This is a genomic window from Shewanella sp. SM101 (assembly GCF_025654465.1).
In the GTDB taxonomy this organism is placed as follows: domain Bacteria; phylum Pseudomonadota; class Gammaproteobacteria; order Enterobacterales; family Shewanellaceae; genus Shewanella; species Shewanella oncorhynchi.
Genome location: NZ_JAKKRH010000063.1, coordinates 1 through 19,897 on the forward strand (window position 1 = coordinate 1; position 19,897 = coordinate 19,897).

Sequence of the window (19,897 nt, forward strand, 5' to 3'; positions counted from 1 at the left end):
ACGAGTGACGGACACGGATGGCTTAACGGCTGAGCAGTCCTTTAGCATTACAGTGACAAACGTCAACGATGCGCCGACGATTAGTTCGACGGCGGTGACGGCAGCGACCCAAGATGCGGCATACAGTTACAGCTTGACTGCAACTGACTCCGATACCGGTGACAGTTTAACCTTGAGCGCAGTGACCAAACCGAGCTGGTTGAGTTTCAACGCGGCGACAGGGTTACTCAGTGGTACGCCGAGCAATGCTGATGTGGGCAGTCACGCTGTCACCTTACGTGTGACGGACACGGATGGCTTAACGGCTGAGCAGTCCTTTAGCATTACAGTGACTAACGTTAACGATGCGCCGACGATTAGTTCAACGGCCATCACAGCCGCCACTCAAGATGCGGCGTACAGCTACAGCTTGACTGCTACTGACTCTGATACTGGCGACAGCTTAACGCTGAGCGCAGTGACCAAACCGAGCTGGTTGAGTTTCAACGCGGCGACGGGTTTACTCAGCGGCACGCCTGGCAATGCTGATGTGGGCAGTCACCCGGTCACCTTACGTGTGACGGATACGGATGGCTTAACGGCTGAGCAGTCCTTTAGTATTACAGTGACTAACGTTAACGATGCGCCGACGATTAGTTCAACGGCCATCACAGCCGCCACTCAAGATGCGGCGTACAGCTACAGCTTGACTGCTACTGACTCTGATACCGGCGACAGCTTAACGCTGAGCGCAGTGACCAAACCGAGCTGGTTGAGTTTCAATTCGGTGACAGGGTTACTCAGTGGTACGCCGAGCAATGCGGATGTGGGCAGTCACGCTGTCACCTTACGAGTGACGGACACGGATGGCTTAACGGCTGAGCAGTCCTTTAGCATTACAGTGACAAACGTCAACGATGCGCCGACGATTAGTTCGACGGCGRTGACGGCAGCGACCCAAGATGCGGCATACAGTTACAGCTTGACTGCAACTGACTCCGATACCGGTGACAGTTTAACCTTGAGCGCAGTGACCAAACCGAGCTGGTTGAGTTTCAACGCRGCGACAGGGTTACTCAGTGGCACGCCGAGCAATGCGGATGTGGGCAGTCACSCKGTCACCTTACGAGTGACGGACACGGATGGCTTAACGGCTGAGCAGTCCTTTAGCATTACAGTGACAAACGTCAACGATGCGCCGACGATTAGTTCGACGGCGGTGACGGCAGCGACCCAAGATGCGGCATACAGTTACASCTTGACTGCAACTGACTCCGATACCGGTGACAGTTTAACCTTGAGCGCAGTGACCAAACCGAGCTGGTTGAGTTTCAACGCGGCGACAGGGTTACTCAGTGGCACGCCGAGCAATGCGGATGTGGGCAGTCACGCTGTCACCTTACGAGTGACGGACACGGATGGCTTAACGGCTGAGCAGTCCTTTAGCATTACAGTGACAAACGTCAACGATGCACCGACCATCAGTTCAATGGCGATGACGACGGCAGCCCAAGATGTCGCGTACAGCTACACCTTGACTGCAATTGATTCTGATGTGGGTGATGTATTAACGCTGAGTGCCATCAATAAACCGAGCTGGTTGAGTTTCAACGCGGCGACGGGTTTACTCAGTGGCACGCCGAGCAATGCGGATGTGGGCAGTCATGCTGTCACCTTACGAGTGACGGACACAGATGGATTAACAGCAGATCAATCGTTTAGTATTACAGTCACTAATAGCAACGACGCACCTACCATCACTTCAACAGCAACTACGGCCGCTGTGCAAGAGGCTGTTTACAGCTATACCTTTGCCGCTACAGATGTCGATGTGGACGACGTACTGACATTGAGTGCAGTGACTATACCAAGCTGGTTGAGTTTCAACGCGGCGACGGGTTTACTCAGCGGCACGCCTGGCAATGCTGATGTGGGCAGTCACCCGGTCACCTTACGTGTGACGGACACGGATGGCTTAACGGCTGAGCAGTCCTTTAGCATTACAGTGACTAACGTTAACGATGCGCCTGTTGCGACGAGTGCAAGTGTGACCTTAGAGGAAGATAGCTCTGTGATGATCACGCTTACTGGGGAGGATGCAGATAGTGATCCTCTTACCTATGAAGTGGTGAGCCAACCTGAATCGGGCACTTTGGAGCAGCATGGAACTGTGTGGTTATACACACCGGAGAAAGATTTCAACGGTGCAGATCAGATAAGCTTTATTGCTAAGGATGCTGAACTGAGTTCTGAGCCTGCAACTATCACCATTAATGTCACGCCAGTGAATGATGACCCACAAGCTGTCGATGATAATTACACTCTAGCCAGCACCGCGGATGATAAATACACACTACCTGCGCTAGAGAATGATGTTGATGTGGACGGTGATACTTTGACTATCGATGGCGCGGCGGCAGACATAGGTAGTGTGCAGATTACTGCTGATGGACTCATATTTACTGCCCCTGTAGCTTATGTTGGTCCGGTCGCACTTCGTTATACCATTAGTGATGGTCAGAAAGGGCGCGCAAGTGCAAAAGTCAACTTACTGCTAGAAGGTGGGGAGGCTGACAATTTACCTGTTATTACTGTACCTAGTGATGTTGAGGTTAATGCAACAGGCTTGTTCACTCGGGTGGATCTAGGGTTTGCTAAGGCCGTCGATCGTAATGGTCGTCCACTGCCCGTTTCTTTGGTCGATAAGCGTTTATTTTTTGCCCCTGGTAGTTATCTTGCTTACTGGCAAGCCGTAGATGGTGATGGCAACAAAGCGACTAAGGCTCAGAAAGTAAAAGTGCATCCATTAATTTCCTTGAGTAAAGATCAAGTCGTGGGTGAGGGTAATGAGGTTGTTGTTAGTATTCACTTAAACGGTGTCGCGCCTGAGTATCCAATATCAGTTCCTTATACGGTTGCAGGTTCCGCGGACAGCAATGATCATGACTTAGTCGATGCGGTAGTGGAGATTACTTCAGGTACATTGGCCCATATTCACTTTAGAACCATAGAGGATGGGGAAGTTGAGGCTGAAGAAGATGTGTTGATCAGCCTAGATCCAAGTTTGAATTTAGGCAGTAAGAAGCAAACACAAGTGTCGATCACTGAGGCTAACATTGCCCCGAGTGTGACTCTTGAGGTGACTCAAGCGGGTGAACGTCAGTTGATCGTGGCACAAAATGGTGGCGAGGTTCATATTCATGCGCAGATTAGCGATGCCAACATGAACGATACTTTGACATCTGTATGGTCGAGTGGCGCGCTGAACTTGCAGTCCGATGATGCGGGGATGTTCTTCTTGCCGACAGAGGTCTTGCCGGGCATTTATCCTGTGAGCCTGACTGTGACGGATAGCGGCTTACCCGCGCTGTCTACCACGGAGAAAGTTTATATTGTTGTGCGCCCATCTTTGCCACCTCTGACGGGGACTGATACCGACGGTGATTTGATCCCTGATAACCAAGAGGGATTTACCGATACAGACCGCGATGGCATTCCAGATTACTTGGATGCAATCAATGATTGTAACGTGATGCCTGAAGGTGAGTTGCAGCCTGTGTACTTTCTGGCAGAGGGGCAAGCGGGCGTGTGCTTACGCTTAGGTAATATTGCACTGATGCAAGAGCAAAGTGGTATTCAACTATTACCTAATCTGGTTCCTGAAGACAGTATCGCGGCTAATGTGGGGGGGATTTTTGACTTCATTGCTACAGGACTACCGCAACAAGGGCAGAGTTACAGTCTGGTGATACCACAACGTTCGCCAGTTCCTGCCAATGCAGTATATCGTAAGTATCAAGCCCAAAATGGTTGGAAGGATTTTGTGATTGATGCGCGCAATAGTGTCTCCAGTAGTGAAGGTGAGCGTGGTTTCTGCCCTCCTCCTGGAGATAATCGTTGGACTTCTGGATTAACTGAAGGCCATTGGTGTGTGCAGTTAACCATAGAAGATGGTGGGCCAAACGATGACGATGGCGTCGCTAACCGAACCATTGTCGACCCAAGTGGCGTGTCAGTGATACTCAATGGTAACCATTTACCTGTGGCGAACCCAGATACGGCATCTTTACCTTGGAATCAGAGTCTCGATGTCGATGTGCTCACCAATGATACGGATAGCGATGGTGATGCCTTGACGGTAACACAAGTCACCAGCGAGTTCGGAACCGTAGTTATCTTGGCTAATCAGCAGTTAAGTTACACGCCAGCAACCGATTTCATCGGTACAGATGTGCTGGTGTATAGCATTACCGATGGTAAAGGTGGTACTGCGAGTAGTGAGTTGACTGTGATTGTTAATGGCAATACGGCACCTACGACGGTGAACGATAGTGCTGCCATAGATGACAGAACGAGCTTGTTACTCGATGTGTTGAGTAATGACAGTGATCCCGATGGAAACGTTTTAACCTTAGTCAGCGCAACCGCGCAGCAAGGAACGGTTTCTGTTGAGTCTAATAAACTACGTTATATCCCTAAAACTGGATTTGATGGAGTAGATACTGTGAGTTATCAGATTAGTGATGGATTGGGCGGCGAAGCAACTGGGCAAGCGTTAATCACAGTTAAGGCATACCAAGATGTGGTGATAGATAACAAGTCGGGTGGAGGCAGTATGTCCTTATGGGCATTAGGTTTGATTCTTACAATGGGTTTAATTCGCCGTAAGGAATTACATAAATTAGTCTTGGGCACTGTGTTGCTCGTAGGCTCCGTTAATCAAGCAAATGCGGCTGATAACTGGTATGTCGAGGGATTTGTCGGGCAAGCTCAGGTTGATAGCAGCAGGCGAGATCTACAGCCACAAGCGGGGGCAGGCTTTGTAACATCGGTTGATGATAAAGATACTGCTTTGGGTGTGAGTATCGGTTATCAATGGACTCCCTATGTTGCCATCGAATTAGGCTATGCCGACTTTGGTAATGGGACTGCGAGGATTGAGGGCGCAAGTCTCACCCCTGAGCAATATCATGAGCAGGTCAAAGCCGTGACGCCAGTTCTGGCCGATGGTGTTATGCTGGGATTACGCTTCACTTTACTCCAACATGAAGCTTGGCGGTTCGAAGTACCCATCGGGTTGTTTAGGTGGCAAGCGGATATCAGTAGCACTATGGGCAATAGCCGTTTAACTACAGAGCTTGATGGTACAGATTGGTATGCGGGCGTGCGTTTTAGCTATCAATTTACTGAGTCATGGTCTGTAGGTTTGGGATATCAATATGTGGATATCGAGCCTAATGATTTCCTCAGTTACCAGCTCAATCTACGATATCAATTTTAAGCGTTAGCATATCAAAAGGGGCATTCGCCCCTTTTTACTATCCAATAAAACATCGTATTTGAGAATATTTTGAAGGTGTTCACTTAAGGCTGAGCTGGGTTTGTGATGCATATCGCAAAGGATTTGTGGCTTACCATTAGGAGCATATAATAAATTCAGGTTGTAGATTAAAGACAGGATAGTAAGATTGTTACTTACCTTATTTAATTTATCGCTTTTTTATCCAGAGGCAGTTATGTCGCAACGGCAGAATAAGCCGGAAATATTGCATACCGAAGTTGTCGCGAGAAGCCGATTATTTCAAATTGAGCAAGTGCATCTTAAGTTCTCCAATGGTGTAGAGCGCCAATATGAGCGCATGAAAGGCGGTAGTCGTGGCGCTGTGATGATAGTGCCTATTCATCAAGGGAAAATGCTACTGGCACGCGAATATGCTGCAGGAACTGATAATTACGAACTCGGTTTCCCAAAAGGTTTGATCGATCCCGGTGAGACAGCAATAGAAGCTGCTAATCGTGAATTACAGGAAGAAATTGGCTTTGGATCGAATAAGCTCACCTTACTGAAAGAACTCAGCCTAGCTCCGGGTTATTTCTCTAGTAAGATGCAAATTTTTCTTGCAGAAGATCTGTATGAGAGTCGCCTTGAAGGTGATGAGCCTGAGCCAATTGATGTGGTGCCTTGGGCGCTCGCCGATTGGGAAGCCTTGCTCGATGATGTCGATTTTTCTGAATCCCGTAGTGTGAGCGCGTTGTTTTTGGCGCAAAAATATTTATACCCAAACAACCTGAAGATGCAGAATTCAGCGGGAGTTTAACGCACTTTAGGCAAGGCGGTTATTTGCAGACCTAGCGGGCTAAGTTAAAAATAACCAACACAGCATAAAGTGCGTTAAAACCCGCCGGGACGGAGCGCCTAGGGCACTCCACTTCGGTGTTGCATCAATTCAAAAGGTGGCCGACATTCTTTCATTGATGCGCCTTGAATTGAAGCACCCTAGGCGCTCTGAAACTCGTATTTTCAGGTAGCTTGGGTATATAACTTAAATAATCTTTTTCCTTTTAAGCGTTCAGAGTTTGCACGCTTGCAAAACATTCGCTCAGCAGGCGATTGGAGTTGTTATGAAGCCAGAAGAGTTGATCGACGAAGTTATTGCGATTGCGACCGATGCAGGGATAACTATCCGTGACATTTATCTCAAAGGTAATTTTGAGCGAGAAATGAAGTCTGACAATACCCCTGTCACTTCCGCAGATTTAGCGGCGAACAAGATCATTTGTGACCGATTAACCGCCTTAACGCCTGATATTCCTGTGTTATCTGAAGAAGCCGCTGACATTCCGTTGAGTGTGCGTGAATCTTGGAAGCGCTATTGGTTGGTGGATCCGCTCGATGGTACGGGGGAGTTTATCGCTGGCAGCGGTGATTTTTCAGTCATTATCGCGCTGGTGGAACACAATCGTCCTGTGATGGGCGTGGTTTATGTGCCGATGACGCAAGTGTGTTATTACGCTATTGCTGGTTTAGGGGCGTACAAACGCACGGATAAACAAGAAGTGCGTATTAGCAGTCGCCAAATTGAGCACCGTGAAAAGGTATCCCTAAGATTGGCCGTAAGTCGCCGTCAGGACCCCCAATCTGTGTTGACCCTATTCAACCATCCCAAACACTGCGAGTTAGTCGTGATGGGGGGCGCAGCGTTAAAGAGTTGTCTTGTCGCCGAAGGTCGTGCTGATTGTTATGTACGAGTCGGACCAACGGGTGAGTGGGACACGGGAGCCGCGCAAATTATCGTCGAGGAAGCGGGTGGACAGCTGATGGATACTGAGCTGCAACCGTTAACCTACAATGAGCGCGAGAGCTTAGAGAACCCTAATTTCATCGTAGTTGGTGCACCCAACTTAGAGTGGGATAAGATTTTAATAGGTGAATGATTTTCAAATGCAGTCTATACGTCCGGTATTAAAGTCAGAGTTATTCGCGGTTTATCAGCTCGAACAGGCCATTTTTGGCGAGCACAGCTATCCCGATTTTTTCTTCCGTCAGGGATTTGATTGTTGGCCAGAGCAATTTTTAGTGGCCGTGGATGCAGATAATCAGCTACAAGGCTATTTGCTCAGTGCCCAGAGTAGCGATCCTAACTGCATGTGGATATTATCTGTCGCAGTGAGTGAAAATGCTCGCGGGAAGGGATTCGGCAAACGTTTGATGCAACAATGTTTAGCCGAGTTGCCCGTGTCAGTTGAGCGGGTGTGTTTAACCGTTGATCCGAGTAACCCTGCCCATGGCTTATATCAGCATTTAGGTTTCATTGATTCAACTTTTGAGGCCGATTATTTTGGCGATGGCGCAGATAGGGTTGTGATGACTTATCGCAGGCCTTAAATCGCGCGCTTATCTTTGAACCAAAGATTATCCTCAAATAAAAATCACCTTTGAATTAAGAATGATTTTTAAATCAAAATAATGGACGGTGTGCTGACTGAGCGCGCCGTTTTTTATGCTCTTTTAGGTGATGTCATCCCACGGTTCCAGTTCGGCTTGCTGAGGGAATCTAATTCGAGTGCCTATCTTTATCCATCATCTTCAATAATATCCTTCATTATTTACCCTCTTCTGTACGTAAAACAAACTTATTTTGAACGTTGTTTTTTATTTTAACTGCTGTTAGTCTCTTGCTATTCAACAGGGGATGAGACCTATGGCCAGACGAAAAGAACACAGCCATGATGAAATTCGCGCGATGGCAATACAAGCGGCAACTGAGTTACTGATAGATCAAGGTGCCATAGGGCTCAGCTTACGCAAAGTGGCCAGCCAAATTGGTTATGTCCCTAGTACCTTGATCAATATTTTCGGCAGCTACAACTATTTATTACTGGCTGTTTCTGAGTCAACGCTTAGGACTTTGCACGACCGATTGACGGGTGTTCGTGCGGCCGACAGTTTAGGTAAAATTATTGCAATGGCGTGGGAGTATAGTCAATTCGCCCATGAGCAGCGTCAAGCTTTCAAGCTGGTTTTTGAGCTGCAATTACTCGATTCTGAACCCTTGCCTGAATCGCAAGGGCAATTGATTGCGGGGTTATTTACTCTGATTGAGCGTGAATTGGCGCAACTATTTCCCGAGGTTACGCCAGTGCAGCATCTCAGTATGAGCCGGGTATTATGGGGGGGAATTCATGGGCTGACCTCTCTGTCACTCGATAATAAGCTCTTCGCTGAGTCATTATCACTGCGGGATTTACTCAAGAGTCACGTACAAGCTTATTTACAAGGAATGGGTTACCAGAAGGAACTATCATGCTGCTAACAAAACGTTTTTTACCCTATTTTGCGACTCAGTGCTTAGGCGCATTGAATGACAACATCTATAAAAATGTGTTGCTGCTATTAGTGACCTTTAACCAAGTGAAAGACCTACCCATAAGCGTCGATATGTTTGTGAACTTGGCGGCTGGGGTGTTTATTTTGCCATTTTTCCTCTTTTCGGCCCATGCGGGTGTGGTCGCCGATAATATGGATAAGGCCAAACTTATCCGCCGATTGAAACTACTCGAAGTCATCATCATGTTTAGCGCCGCGATTGCGATTCTGAGCGAGAGCTACATGATGATGTTATTACTGTTATTTTTAACGGGTAGCCAGTCAGCATACTTCGGTCCGGTTAAATATTCCTTGTTACCCCAAGCGTTGAAAGAGGACGAGTTAGTCACAGGCAATGCTTGGGTTGAGATGGGCACTTTTCTCTCGATTCTGGTGGGCACTTTGAGTGCGGGGATCTTGGTTTCTAATGGAAACGGTACGCTTTGGTCGGCGATTACTGTTGCTGTATTAGCCTTTGCAGGATATTTATCGAGCCGAGCGATTCCTGCATTACCCCCGCAGGGCGTCATTGAAAAAATACGTTTCAGGCCGTTATCGGGCACTTGGCGTAGCATCAAAAAAGCCCGTCAAACGCCTTCAATCTGGATGGCTATCCTCGCGATCAGTTGGTTTTGGTTTTTAGGTGCGACCTATCTGACTCAGTTTCCTAACTTTGCTAAGCTGCATTTGCATTCTGGTGCGACTGTGGTGTCATTATTATTAGGCATGTTTTCCATCGGGATTGCTGTTGGCTCCTTCGTTTGTGAACGTTTCTCCTACGGCCATGTGGAACTCGGTTTACTGCCATTTGGGGTATTGGGATTAACTATTTTTGGTGTCGATTTGCTTTGGGCTATTCCACCTGCGCCAGTGGATGCTGGTTTTGTCTATGGATTAAAGGCCTTTATTGGCGAGTCGCAACATTATCGGGTGATGCTGGATTTCTTTATGATTGGCGTTAGCGGTGGCTTGTTTATCGTCCCCTTGTATGCGTTTATTCAATCTCGTTCGCCTAAGGGTGAATGTGCTCAGGCGATTGCAGCCAATAACATTATGAACTCATTGTTTATGGTGGTTTCGGCACTGTTATCTATGCTGTTACTGGGCGTTGCAGGTTGGACTATTCCACAGTTATTTCTGCTACTCGCCGTGATGAATGCTGTAGTCGCGCTCTATGTTTATTCACAAGTACCAGAATTTACACAACGATTTATCAGTTACTTACTCAGTCATGTTATGTATCGAGTGACAGTCACAGGCCGAGAGAAAATTCCAAAGGAAGGGGCTGGCATCATAGTCTGTAACCATGTGAGTTATGTGGATGCATTGATTATTATGGGAGCGTCGACACGGCCAATCCGCTTTGTGATGGATAAATCCATCAGCGAAATTCCTCTGTTGAAGTATTTGTTCCGCCATGCAGGTGTGATCCCTATCTGTTCGCCTAAGCAAAGTGAAGAGACTTATAATCGTGCCTTCGAGGCGATTCATGAAGCGCTCGCCAATGATGAGTTGGTATGTATTTTCCCTGAGGGTCGACTCACACCTGACGGTGAACTTGGCGATTTTCGTCCTGGAATTGATAAGATTTTGGCCAGAGATCCAGTGCCAGTCATTCCTATGGCGCTGCACGGATTATGGGGTTCTTACTTTAGCCACAAGGGCGGGCATGCCTTAGCTAAAATGCCCAAGCGTTTTTGGTCAAGGGTGTCGGTGGATATTGCGGTTCCTATCGTGGACGTTTCCGCTAATCGTGAAAATTTGCGACATCAAGTTGCAAACCTACTTGTTGAACGAAATGAAGCCGTGTTGTAATTGGTATGCTTTAACAAATTTACAAAATAATAACTTATATACTCTGGAGTTTGGTCATGGGAAAAGGATGTTATGCCAGTGCACTAGTGTTATTGCTTGGTGGATGTGGAGGTTCGGGTGATTCAAGTGGTGGGGATTCTGGTGATTCGGGTACAACACCAGCTAGATTGGTTATGGATGTGCAGAGCGTTGCAAGCAAATGCAATGTAAAAGAAAAAATGGCAGGTGCCGATGTTATTATTCACCGACAAGACGGCCATATTCTCGGCACTTATAAGAGTGATGGGCAGGGACATGTCGATATACCCTGGACAAGCGAAGCATCACATTTAACAGTTGCAGCAAAAGAGTTTCGTAATGGTCAGTCAACTTGGAGCATCCGTACGGATTTAGCCGCTAAAGCTGGCGACTATGGCATTTATGCTTTCACAGATGAAAATTTAAATAGCCAATGTGACTGTAGTGATGTGAATTTTGATCTTAGTGAAATTGAAGCTGTATATAGTGACTACCAGCTATATGGTAATAACTCATTTTTGGACTCACATTCTAACAATTCTTCATTACGCCTGTGTAAGCAGGACGATAAGTTTGCACCAGTGAATATGGTGTTAGTTCCTAGCCAGAGTGGTGTTACGGCTTATGCTGCTAGCATAGATATAAATACACTAGATTTATCGCAAGCAGTACCTATATCGAGTAGTGAATTTGAAGGTACTCATCATGAAGGGACTCCGTTAAATGTTGATGTGAATACCAATGATTATTCGCTAAGGAGTTACTCTGAAACTGAATTTGGTCGCCAAAACTGGGTAGAATGGCCGACGAAAGAAGTGCAATTATTTCCCGCGATTTTTGATCGCAATTTAGTTTACGCATCACAGTGGATTGCCCTTGGTGCGAATGAGGCTGGCTACATAAATTATTCGGCAATAACACGTAGGGCTGTTACTGATCCTTCTAAGAGTTTGAGCTTGAATTTACCGTTAAATGAAAACCAAATGCTGGATGAAACGACACGTTTAATCACTACTATTAATAATGGTGGTAGTGCAAATTATGACTACAGTTTCAACAATGCCCATATGCAAGCGATGCAAATCACCATAGGACAAGATGGCTATGCGAATTGGGCTATTTCGGCTTCATTAAAGGGGTCAATTCCGGATTTAGATTTGCCCATACACTTACAAACAGCATTTGATGGAATAACAATTCCTATGATGAGTTTGTATGTCTGGGGGTACGAAGGAATGACAGGGCTATATGATTTCCGTGCCGAGCTCAGTAAATCGAGCCGTAGCACGGGTAATATTCGTTCGGCTAAATTCGATAATTATAACTATGAAGCCATTACGATTTTTGCAAATTAATTTTTAGCGTACTCGCCGCACAGTTATTGTGCGGCTTTTCTATCACTCTTATAGTTATCCAACCATTCATGCATGGCCTGATGTGAGCCCTTAAAGAGGATCCGTTCGGATTTTTTTTGTAACTGGTATTCGTACATTGGGTCATAATATTTGTGCAGCAGCACTGCTATCCATGCTAAATGCAGAGAAGTGTCATTTTGATGGAGTTGCTGGGTTAATGCCTGTTGCATCATATCCTGTAGTTCTTGATGTTGTTTACCACCTAAGCGTTTACGAATGCTCACTAAACTCTGTAACAGGTACTGGCTAAAGGCGGCGAATCCCGCTTCAGCGCCTAAGCGATCACAGAATCCCCTATGCATTTTGTGCACATACTCATTGAGTAGCCGCTGCAGCCTGAAGTCGTCCGCCTCCTCTAATACCAGCACATCAGCGGTCTGCATCGCAGTATAAAATGTCTGCGGCAGCGCCGAACGCCCAATCAGGAAGCTTTCATCTTCGAGCAGTAAACACGCCGCGCCACTTGTTTGGTGTTGTAGCAAGGCAATGGCGAGTTGATTTTCAAAGTTAATCTGCGTTGGCTGTGGGTCGATATTCTTTCCAAAACTAGAGCCTCTGTGATTAGCTATTTCTTCAAGATCAACCGCTTCTTTACGCTGTAGTAGAAAATCGGTTTTACCGCAGCCCGTCATCCCGCTCAAACTCAATAACGGTTGCTGAGTCGGTGCCGCTTCAATCACGCCAATCAGATATTGGCGCATGGCCTTATAGCCACCCTGAATATAGGGGACTTCGATCCCCGCTTCTTTGAGCCATTGTTGAGTGAGTTGCGAGCGCAGGCCGCCGCGAAAGCAATAAAGGTAAGCATTAGGATTGGCTTTAACATAGCTAGCCCAAGCCTCGATTCTCTGTTGCTTGATGGGACCATTCACTAGTGAATGACCTAATGCAATCGCGGCTTGCTGACCAAATTGCTTATAACAAGTACCGACTTTTTCCCTTTCACTATCCAGCATCAAGGGCAAGTTGGTCGAGTTGGGAAACGCACCTCGAGTAAACTCTATGGGCGCTCGCACATCCATCATCGGATATTGATTGAGAAAGATCTCCCTATATTGCTCTGCGGCTACAATAGCGCTTGGCATCAGCACAACACCACATTCGCTGCAGTGGTCGGTGTTTCCAGTGACCCAATGCAGATTGGGGTTATGTGGTTCGCATCGAGTAGGGCAATTAATTCCGCTTCAGCTGCGGCCGAGACGGCAACTAACAGACCACCGCTGGTTTGCGGATCGCACAGTATCGCTTTTTGATGCTCGCTGAGTTCAGGGAGATTCTCGCCATAACTGTCGTAATTACGGTGAGTTCCGCCAGGAACACAACCTAAGGCCAAATAATCTAAGGCGCGTGGTAACAATGGCACTGCATCAAATTTAAGCTTCGCAGTGAGGTTGGCGCCTTGGCACATTTCGAGTAAGTGTCCTGCCAGTCCAAAACCTGTGACATCAGTCAGGGCATTTACACCGCTAATTTTTGCAATGGTCGCGCCTATAGTATTGAGTTGACACATAGCATTTACCGCAATGAGGCTATCTTCATCGCGGAGTTTTTTCTGTTTTTGCGCTGTGGTTAAAATACCAATGCCGATAGGTTTAGTGAGATATAAACGATCGCCGGCTTTAGCGGTATCATTCTGTTTTAAATCACTTAAGGCAATTTGCCCGGTAACCGCGAGACCAAAAATAGGTTCGGGTGCGTCTATGCTATGACCACCGGCTAGCATGATCCCTGCTTCCATGCAGGCTTGTCTGCCGCCATCGACCACTTGCTGTGCGATTTCTGCGGGTAGTTTATTGATTGGCCAACCTAAAATTGCAATCGCCATAATAGGCGTGCCGCCCATGGCATAAATATCGCTGATCGCATTGGTCGCTGCGATACGACCGAAGGTGAATGGATCGTCAACAATTGGCATAAAAAAATCGGTAGTGCTAATGATGCCTATGTCATCATTGAGTTTGTACACTGCAGCATCGTCGCGGCTCTGATTGCCAACCAGCAGATTTGGATCGGTAAATACAGGTAATTGCGAGGCTAAGATAGTGCTGAGCACTTTAGGGGATATTTTGCAGCCACAACCTGCGCCATGACTATATTCTGTTAGCTTGATTGATTCTGGGAGTATAACTGGGGAATCTGACATGATCTCAACAGCCTATTTAAGTGATTAAGGCATCATCATAATCAGATACGGCCACCATGCAAGGTGGCCGTATGACTTTCGGGCAGAATTGTGGCTTAGCTATAAGTTGCGGTCAGGCTGCGCCAATGTTTTTGCTGGACTAAGAAACGCGCCTTTAGCTCTTCAACTTGTTGCAATAGTTGCTGATCGACAAGTTGTTTACGCTTGGCCTCAAGCAAGGTTTTCTGTGCTTGATAGTAATCCATTAAGTGCAGCTTTAATAACTCATACTCTGCTTGGATTTTTTCAATAATTTCATCAGCATTAGGCAGGTTATTAACCTTCCGCTTGGTACGTAATAACTGCATCTGTAAGCGTGCGCTCTCGATACGTTCCTGTGGACTCGTACGCAAATCCTTAGCTAATCCCAACCAAGATAATGACTTAATCAACCATTTGGTTGGATCGTAGTGCCACCATTTAATGCCATTACGATAGTCATTTTCGAAAATATGATGGAAATTATGATAACCCTCACCGTAGGTCAACATGGCCAAGAAGCCATTATCGCGGGCGGTATTCTTATCGGTATAAGGCTGACTGCCCCACACGTGGGCTAAAGAGTTGATAAAGAAAGTGCAGTGATGCACCACCACTAAACGCAATAAACCCGCCATCAATAACATAGACAGCACGTCACCATTGAGCCAGCCAAGCAGTGCTGGCAGTCCAATGTTCATCAGCAAAACGAGTGCGAGGTAATGTTTGTGTTGCCACATGACAATACGGTCATTTTGCAGATCACGCACATTTTGATAATCGTGATAGCGTTGCGACTGATACTCACGCAGCATCCAACCGATATGGCTGTACCAGAATCCCATTTTGGCTGAGTACGGGTCCTTGTCGTTATCATCTACGTGCTTGTGGTGGACTCTGTGATCAGATGCCCAGTGCAATGCACTGTTTTGTAATGCTAAAGCACCACCAAGGGCATATATAAAACGCACCGCCGGATGGGCTTTATAGGCCTTGTGTGACCAGAGTCTGTGATAACCCGCGGTGATTGACAGGCCACTGGCAAAGGCTAAAACAATAAAAGCGATCCATTCACTGGCACCATAGCCATGAACAATACCGCGCCATGGAACTAAAATTACTGCACTGAGGAAAGTGATGGCAAACAGACTGACATTAAGCCAGATGATAGGGGGTTTTTTCATTATAGGTTTCCAAAATTCGCTTTTGAGCGTACATCTGTAAGCTAATTTAGCTTAGCTATATTGTTTGGTCAAGGACGATAGGGCTGTGTTTAATGCCTAAAAGCGGTATTATCGCGTTATTACATTCAGTTAGCGGATTTAAGAATGGGTATTCGAGCACAGCAAAAAGAGAAAACTCGCAGAGCTTTAGTCGATGCGGCCTTTAATCAGCTAAGTGCTGAGCGCAGTTTCTCAAGTCTGAGTTTACGAGAAGTTGCTCGGGAAGCTAATATCGCGCCGACATCTTTTTATCGCCATTTTAAAGATATGAACGAACTCGGTCTTACTATGGTTGACGAGGGCGGGTTAACCCTAAGGCAGATGATGCGTAAAGGCCGTCAGCGAGCTGAAGTGGGTGGCAGTGTGATCCGTATTTCCGTTGATACCTTTATGGAAGTGCTTGATTCTAATCCAAACGTATTCCGTATCTTATTGCATGAACGTTCAGGAACCTCGGCAGCGTTCCGTGCGGCAGTTGCCCGCGAAATTGAGCATTTTATTTCTGAATTGGCTCATTATACCGAAGCCAAAGCGGGGCGAACCCCCTTGCTAGCTCGTGCACAGGCTGAAGCTTTAGTGACACTGGTGTTTAATGCCGGCGCTTCCGCATTAGATATGAAACGGGCTGACCGCAAAATTCTTGCCGATCAATTAGTCATGCAATTGCGCATGGTCGCCAAAGGCGCCGAGGCTTTGCAGCATAAGGTTGAACACCGCTAATCTGAGTGAGATGCAGATTCACTAAAATAATGGAGCCTAAGGCTCCATTATTTTTTTAGCGAATTTACGTTTAAGTGTTCTGCAGTCGAGCTCAGTGTATCTGAAGTGATTAACGACGCTCGAGTAGTACACCCGTTTCCATGTGATCTGTGTAAGGGAACTGATCAAACAAGGCAAAGCGGGTCACTCTATGGGTTTCGTTCAGTTGTTGCAGGTTATCTTTTAAGGTTTCAGGGTTGCAGGAAATATACAAAATCCGCTCATAACCTTGGACTAACGCCAGCGTATCAGGATCAATCCCCGCGCGTGGTGGGTCAACAAAAATGGTGTTGCAAACGTAGCTGTCAAGATCGATACCTTCTAAACGTCTAAAGCTGCGTTTCTTCGCCATGGCATCGCTAAAGTCTTCGGCTGACATACGAATAATCTGCAGATTATCAATACCATTCACTTCGATATTGTATTGCGCCGCATCGACTGAAGGCTTAGCGAGTTCGGTGGCCAATACGCGATTAAAGTTTTGCGCCAGTGCGATAGAGAAGTTGCCATTACCACAGTAGAGCTCGAGTAAATCCCCCTTACTGTTTTGAGTCGCATCGATAGCCCACTCCAGCATTTTTACGGAAACTTTGGCATTGGGTTGAGTAAAGCTGTTTTCGATTTGCTTATATAAGAAGGTTTTATCATTTACTTGTAATGACTCAACCACAAAGTCTTTATCTAAATCGATTTTTTGCTTACGGGCACGGCCGATGATATTGACGTTAAACTGGCTACTTAACTTGGCTTTCAATGCAGCCGCATCGGCGCGCCATTGGTCATCAAGCTGCCTGTGATAAAGCAAAGACACTAAAATCTCGCCGCTTAAAGTCGACAAAAAATCCACTTGGAACAATTTGTGCCTTAGACTCGGATTCGGTTTCAGCTCGGCGATTAAGGCCGACATCATTTGATTGATGAGTAAGCTAGCTGGTAAGTATTGATCGCAACGTACTTTCTCATTCAATACTTTATCGAACATGTAATAGTATAAGTCGTCACCATCATGCCACATGCGGAATTCGGCGCGCATACGGTAGTTAGCTGGCTCTGAGGCAAAAACTTCAACACTCGGTGTTTCAAATTGGGCAAAGGCTTGTTCTAGCTTGATACGCTTGTGTTCTAACTGCGCATCATAAGTCTGAGGGTCCATTGCTGCTAAGTTCATTGTTTGATTCACCGTTGCTGTAAATTGGGGCGCAAATATTATACTAGGTGACACGAATGTCCAGTATCTTGCTTTTGCGGTTTTCGCAAAGCTATGGGAAAATCCGCGCACTTGAATGTGGTTCTATGGTATTTGGCTGGATTTCGCCAGTAAAGCAGCCATCGAATCGTTAATGCGTCCAATCTGTATAGTTTATTTATATATCCGAAACTGGAGATTCGCTTGTCGCGACCTATATTAGTGTTTGATTCTGGGATTGGTGGTCTATCTGTACTGGCTGAAATCCGCAAGAGTTTGCCCCATAGCGACTATTGCTATCTTTTCGACAACGCTAGGTTGCCCTATGGAGAGTTGGAAGAGCAGGTATTAATTTCTGGCTGTGTCGAATTAGTATGCGATCTAGTGGTTCGTACCAATGCAATGATAGTGGTCGTTGCCTGCAATACTGCAAGTACTGTTGTATTACCGGCATTACGTGCACATCTTACTGTCCCTGTCGTAGGTGTTGTCCCTGCCATTAAACCCGCCGCTCTAATGTCTAAGAGCAAACGTATTGGACTCTTGGCTACACCTGGCACAGTTAAGCGTCATTATACCCATGAACTCATCAGCCAATTTGCTGATGATTGCCATGTCGAACTCTTTGGTTGTTCTGAATTAGTGATGATGGCAGAGCAAAAAGTGGCGACTGGAATGTTGGATATGCATAGATTGGCACAGTTACTGGCACCAGTCGTTGCCGCACAATTGGATGTTCTCGTACTAGGTTGCACTCATTTCCCTATGATCAAAGCTGAATTACAACAAGTGCTCGGTGCGGGCGTAAAACTAATGGATTCTGGCGCTGCTATTGCTAAGCGAGTTGTCACTCTTTTAACGCAACAGAATCTTATTGTGGAAGAGCACAGAGTAACAGATGAGAGAGAAGCTGTAAGGGAGTCAGTTATGCAAGCTTTCTATACTAAGATGGGAATCAGCGAAGGGTTAACAACAACATTAATTGATTGTGGCTTTTCAACTATCGAGCGAATCACCACAACCAACCAAATTACAAAATAAAGCAAAACAGTTTAAGCGGTAATGCTACTCGTCTGTCCCTGTACGGTCGGCAGCTTCCGAATCTTGTGTTTTTGCTTCTCTTACTTTTAAGGTTCTTTCTTGGAAACTATAGTCATTCAGTTTAACCATGGCTTTCTGAGCGCCTGATTCTGACATCTCCACAAAACCAAAACCTTTACGACGACCCGTCTTACGATCTCTGACTAAACGCACAGAGTTTACTGGACCAAATTCGCCAAATAATACTTTTACTTCACCCTCATGAACACGATAAGGCAGGTTACCTACATATAAGGTCATAGTAGGGCCAACATATTGTTCTTCTGAAGCATGAGATGATGAAGTCTCTGGAACAAATTTAAAAACAAGACTTGCAATGATAGCGCCAGCGACAAAAGCAATAGCTGATAATGGCGTTGCGAACTGAGATAGTGCTACTGCGCCAATAATGGCGACAATCAAGACAATAAGAAATGACTTTTGCATAAGAATGCTCTCTGATGAATGGGAAATTGATAAATAACTGTTAACAGCAAGTATATGGTAATGAATTATTTACTTTTACACTAGACCATTGCTGAAATATTGAGCGTGAATTATCAATTATTAGCTAAAAAACCTTACTTATCTCCGATAAATAGAGCTTATAAGCTAAAAAATGGTCATAACGTTTAAAATATCGACGTGCGATTCAATGATCGATAAAAAGCCCTTGCGGACTTTCTCAATCTCCCTATAATGCGCATCCACTGACACGGCAGACAGCGTAACGCAAGTTAAGCAAAGAAAGCCATGCAGTTCATCGGTTAGCGAGCTAAACGATGAGTGTTGAGAAAGTTGAAAAAACTACTTGACGCACTAACGGGAATGCGTAAAATACGCAGCCCTGACCCGCTGAAAACTCAGTGTGTGGTCAACGCTCTTTAACAATTTATCAAGCAAATCTGTGTGGACACTCACAGGTGTTGAGTTAATCGAAACTGCTTAACCTTCGGGTTGGCAGTCAAAAATTTAAATCAATGTTTTCAAGTCATTCTCCTTAACGGGAAGCGTGATTGAGTGTTCATAGTAATATGTACATACAGTAATGTATGAATTGAAACGCGATGCTTCTTAGTGAGCAAAGCGAATCAAAACAGTAGAATTCATTGAGCCGTTTGACGTCAGTCAAACAACAAAACTTTAATTGAAGAGTTTGATCATGGCTCAGATTGAACGCTGGCGGCAGGCCTAACACATGCAAGTCGAGCGGCAGCACAAGGGAGTTTACTYCTGAGGTGGCGAGCGGCGGACGGGTGAGTAATGCCTAGGGATCTGCCCAGTCGAGGGGGATAACAGTTGGAAACGACTGCTAATACCGCATACGCCCTACGGGGGAAAGGAGGGGACCTTCGGGCCTTCCRCGATTGGATGAACCTAGGTGGGATTAGCTAGTTGGTGAGGTAATGGCTCACCAAGGCGACGATCCCTAGCTGTTCTGAGAGGATGATCAGCCACACTGGGACTGAGACACGGCCCAGACTCCTACGGGAGGCAGCAGTGGGGAATATTGCACAATGGGGGAAACCCTGATGCAGCCATGCCGCGTGTGTGAAGAAGGCCTTCGGGTTGTAAAGCACTTTCAGTAGGGAGGAAAGGGTGTAGTTTAATACG

General features: G+C 46.2%; 14 protein-coding genes and 1 rRNA gene. 10 read left to right on the top strand and 5 right to left on the bottom strand.

The window, feature by feature from the left end; translation table 11 throughout:
• The 7 genes from L5M38_RS21875 to L5M38_RS21905 all read left to right on the top strand — a co-directional run.
• The coding region (locus L5M38_RS21875; RefSeq protein WP_263180302.1) for a putative Ig domain-containing protein at positions 1-5,260 on the top strand (5,260 nt) is incomplete at its 5' end.
• 235 nt (positions 5,261-5,495) lie between these two features.
• Positions 5,496-6,077, top strand: a complete 582-nt coding sequence (nudE, locus tag L5M38_RS21880; protein WP_263170314.1) for an ADP compounds hydrolase NudE — start codon at positions 5,496-5,498, stop codon at positions 6,075-6,077.
• 304 nt (positions 6,078-6,381) lie between these two features.
• Positions 6,382-7,194 (top strand): 3'(2'),5'-bisphosphate nucleotidase CysQ, encoded by an 813-nt coding sequence (gene cysQ, locus L5M38_RS21885; RefSeq protein ID WP_011848162.1) that lies wholly within the window; start codon positions 6,382-6,384, stop codon positions 7,192-7,194.
• A gap of 7 nt (positions 7,195-7,201) precedes the next feature.
• Positions 7,202-7,645 carry a GNAT family N-acetyltransferase gene (locus L5M38_RS21890; RefSeq protein WP_263170315.1) on the top strand — a complete coding sequence of 148 codons (444 nt, stop codon included), beginning with the start codon at positions 7,202-7,204 and terminating at the stop codon, positions 7,643-7,645.
• A gap of 316 nt (positions 7,646-7,961) precedes the next feature.
• Positions 7,962-8,573, top strand: coding sequence for a TetR/AcrR family transcriptional regulator (locus L5M38_RS21895; protein ID WP_263175856.1), 612 nt, complete (start codon positions 7,962-7,964; stop codon positions 8,571-8,573).
• Positions 8,564-10,441 carry an MFS transporter gene (locus L5M38_RS21900; RefSeq protein WP_263170281.1) on the top strand — a complete coding sequence of 626 codons (1,878 nt, stop codon included), beginning with the start codon at positions 8,564-8,566 and terminating at the stop codon, positions 10,439-10,441. The genes L5M38_RS21895 and L5M38_RS21900 overlap by 10 nt, the downstream gene beginning before the upstream one ends.
• A gap of 56 nt (positions 10,442-10,497) precedes the next feature.
• On the top strand, positions 10,498-11,814 hold the full coding sequence (locus L5M38_RS21905) for a hypothetical protein (RefSeq protein WP_263170283.1): 1,317 nt from the start codon (positions 10,498-10,500) through the stop codon (positions 11,812-11,814).
• Positions 11,815-11,837: 23 nt separating this feature from the next.
• Here L5M38_RS21905 and mnmH read toward each other — a convergent pair whose 3' ends face one another.
• The 3 genes from mnmH to L5M38_RS21920 all read right to left on the bottom strand — a co-directional run bounded on the left by mnmH (position 11,838) and on the right by L5M38_RS21920 (position 15,219).
• Positions 11,838-12,959: a tRNA 2-selenouridine(34) synthase MnmH gene (gene mnmH / locus L5M38_RS21910; protein ID WP_263170285.1), complete on the bottom strand. Its 1,122-nt coding sequence runs from the start codon at positions 12,957-12,959 to the stop codon at positions 11,838-11,840.
• Positions 12,959-14,017: a selenide, water dikinase SelD gene (gene selD / locus L5M38_RS21915; RefSeq protein WP_263170288.1), complete on the bottom strand. Its 1,059-nt coding sequence runs from the start codon at positions 14,015-14,017 to the stop codon at positions 12,959-12,961. Before selD ends, mnmH begins: the two co-directional genes overlap by 1 nt.
• A gap of 95 nt (positions 14,018-14,112) precedes the next feature.
• Positions 14,113-15,219 carry an acyl-CoA desaturase gene (locus L5M38_RS21920; protein ID WP_028759426.1) on the bottom strand — a complete coding sequence of 369 codons (1,107 nt, stop codon included), beginning with the start codon at positions 15,217-15,219 and terminating at the stop codon, positions 14,113-14,115.
• A gap of 144 nt (positions 15,220-15,363) precedes the next feature.
• Between L5M38_RS21920 and fabR the strand changes: the two genes are divergently transcribed.
• Positions 15,364-15,978, top strand: a complete 615-nt coding sequence (fabR, locus tag L5M38_RS21925) for an HTH-type transcriptional repressor FabR (protein WP_105251021.1) — start codon at positions 15,364-15,366, stop codon at positions 15,976-15,978.
• 109 nt (positions 15,979-16,087) lie between these two features.
• On the opposite strand, the gene trmA is transcribed toward fabR, so the two are convergent.
• A complete protein-coding gene (trmA, locus tag L5M38_RS21930; RefSeq protein ID WP_263170290.1) occupies positions 16,088-17,185 on the bottom strand; it encodes a tRNA (uridine(54)-C5)-methyltransferase TrmA in 1,098 nt (365 codons plus the stop codon).
• A 222-nt stretch (positions 17,186-17,407) separates the two neighbouring features.
• Between trmA and murI the strand changes: the two genes are divergently transcribed.
• Positions 17,408-18,244 (top strand): glutamate racemase, encoded by an 837-nt coding sequence (gene murI / locus L5M38_RS21935; RefSeq protein WP_263170293.1) that lies wholly within the window; start codon positions 17,408-17,410, stop codon positions 18,242-18,244.
• Between the two features lie 24 nt (positions 18,245-18,268).
• Here the strand turns inward: murI and L5M38_RS21940 are convergent, their stop codons facing one another.
• Positions 18,269-18,730 carry an RNA-binding protein gene (locus L5M38_RS21940; RefSeq protein ID WP_113941557.1) on the bottom strand — a complete coding sequence of 154 codons (462 nt, stop codon included), beginning with the start codon at positions 18,728-18,730 and terminating at the stop codon, positions 18,269-18,271.
• 697 nt (positions 18,731-19,427) lie between these two features.
• Between L5M38_RS21940 and L5M38_RS21945 the strand changes: the two genes are divergently transcribed.
• A 16S ribosomal RNA gene (locus L5M38_RS21945) occupies positions 19,428-19,897 on the top strand; the annotation flags it as partial.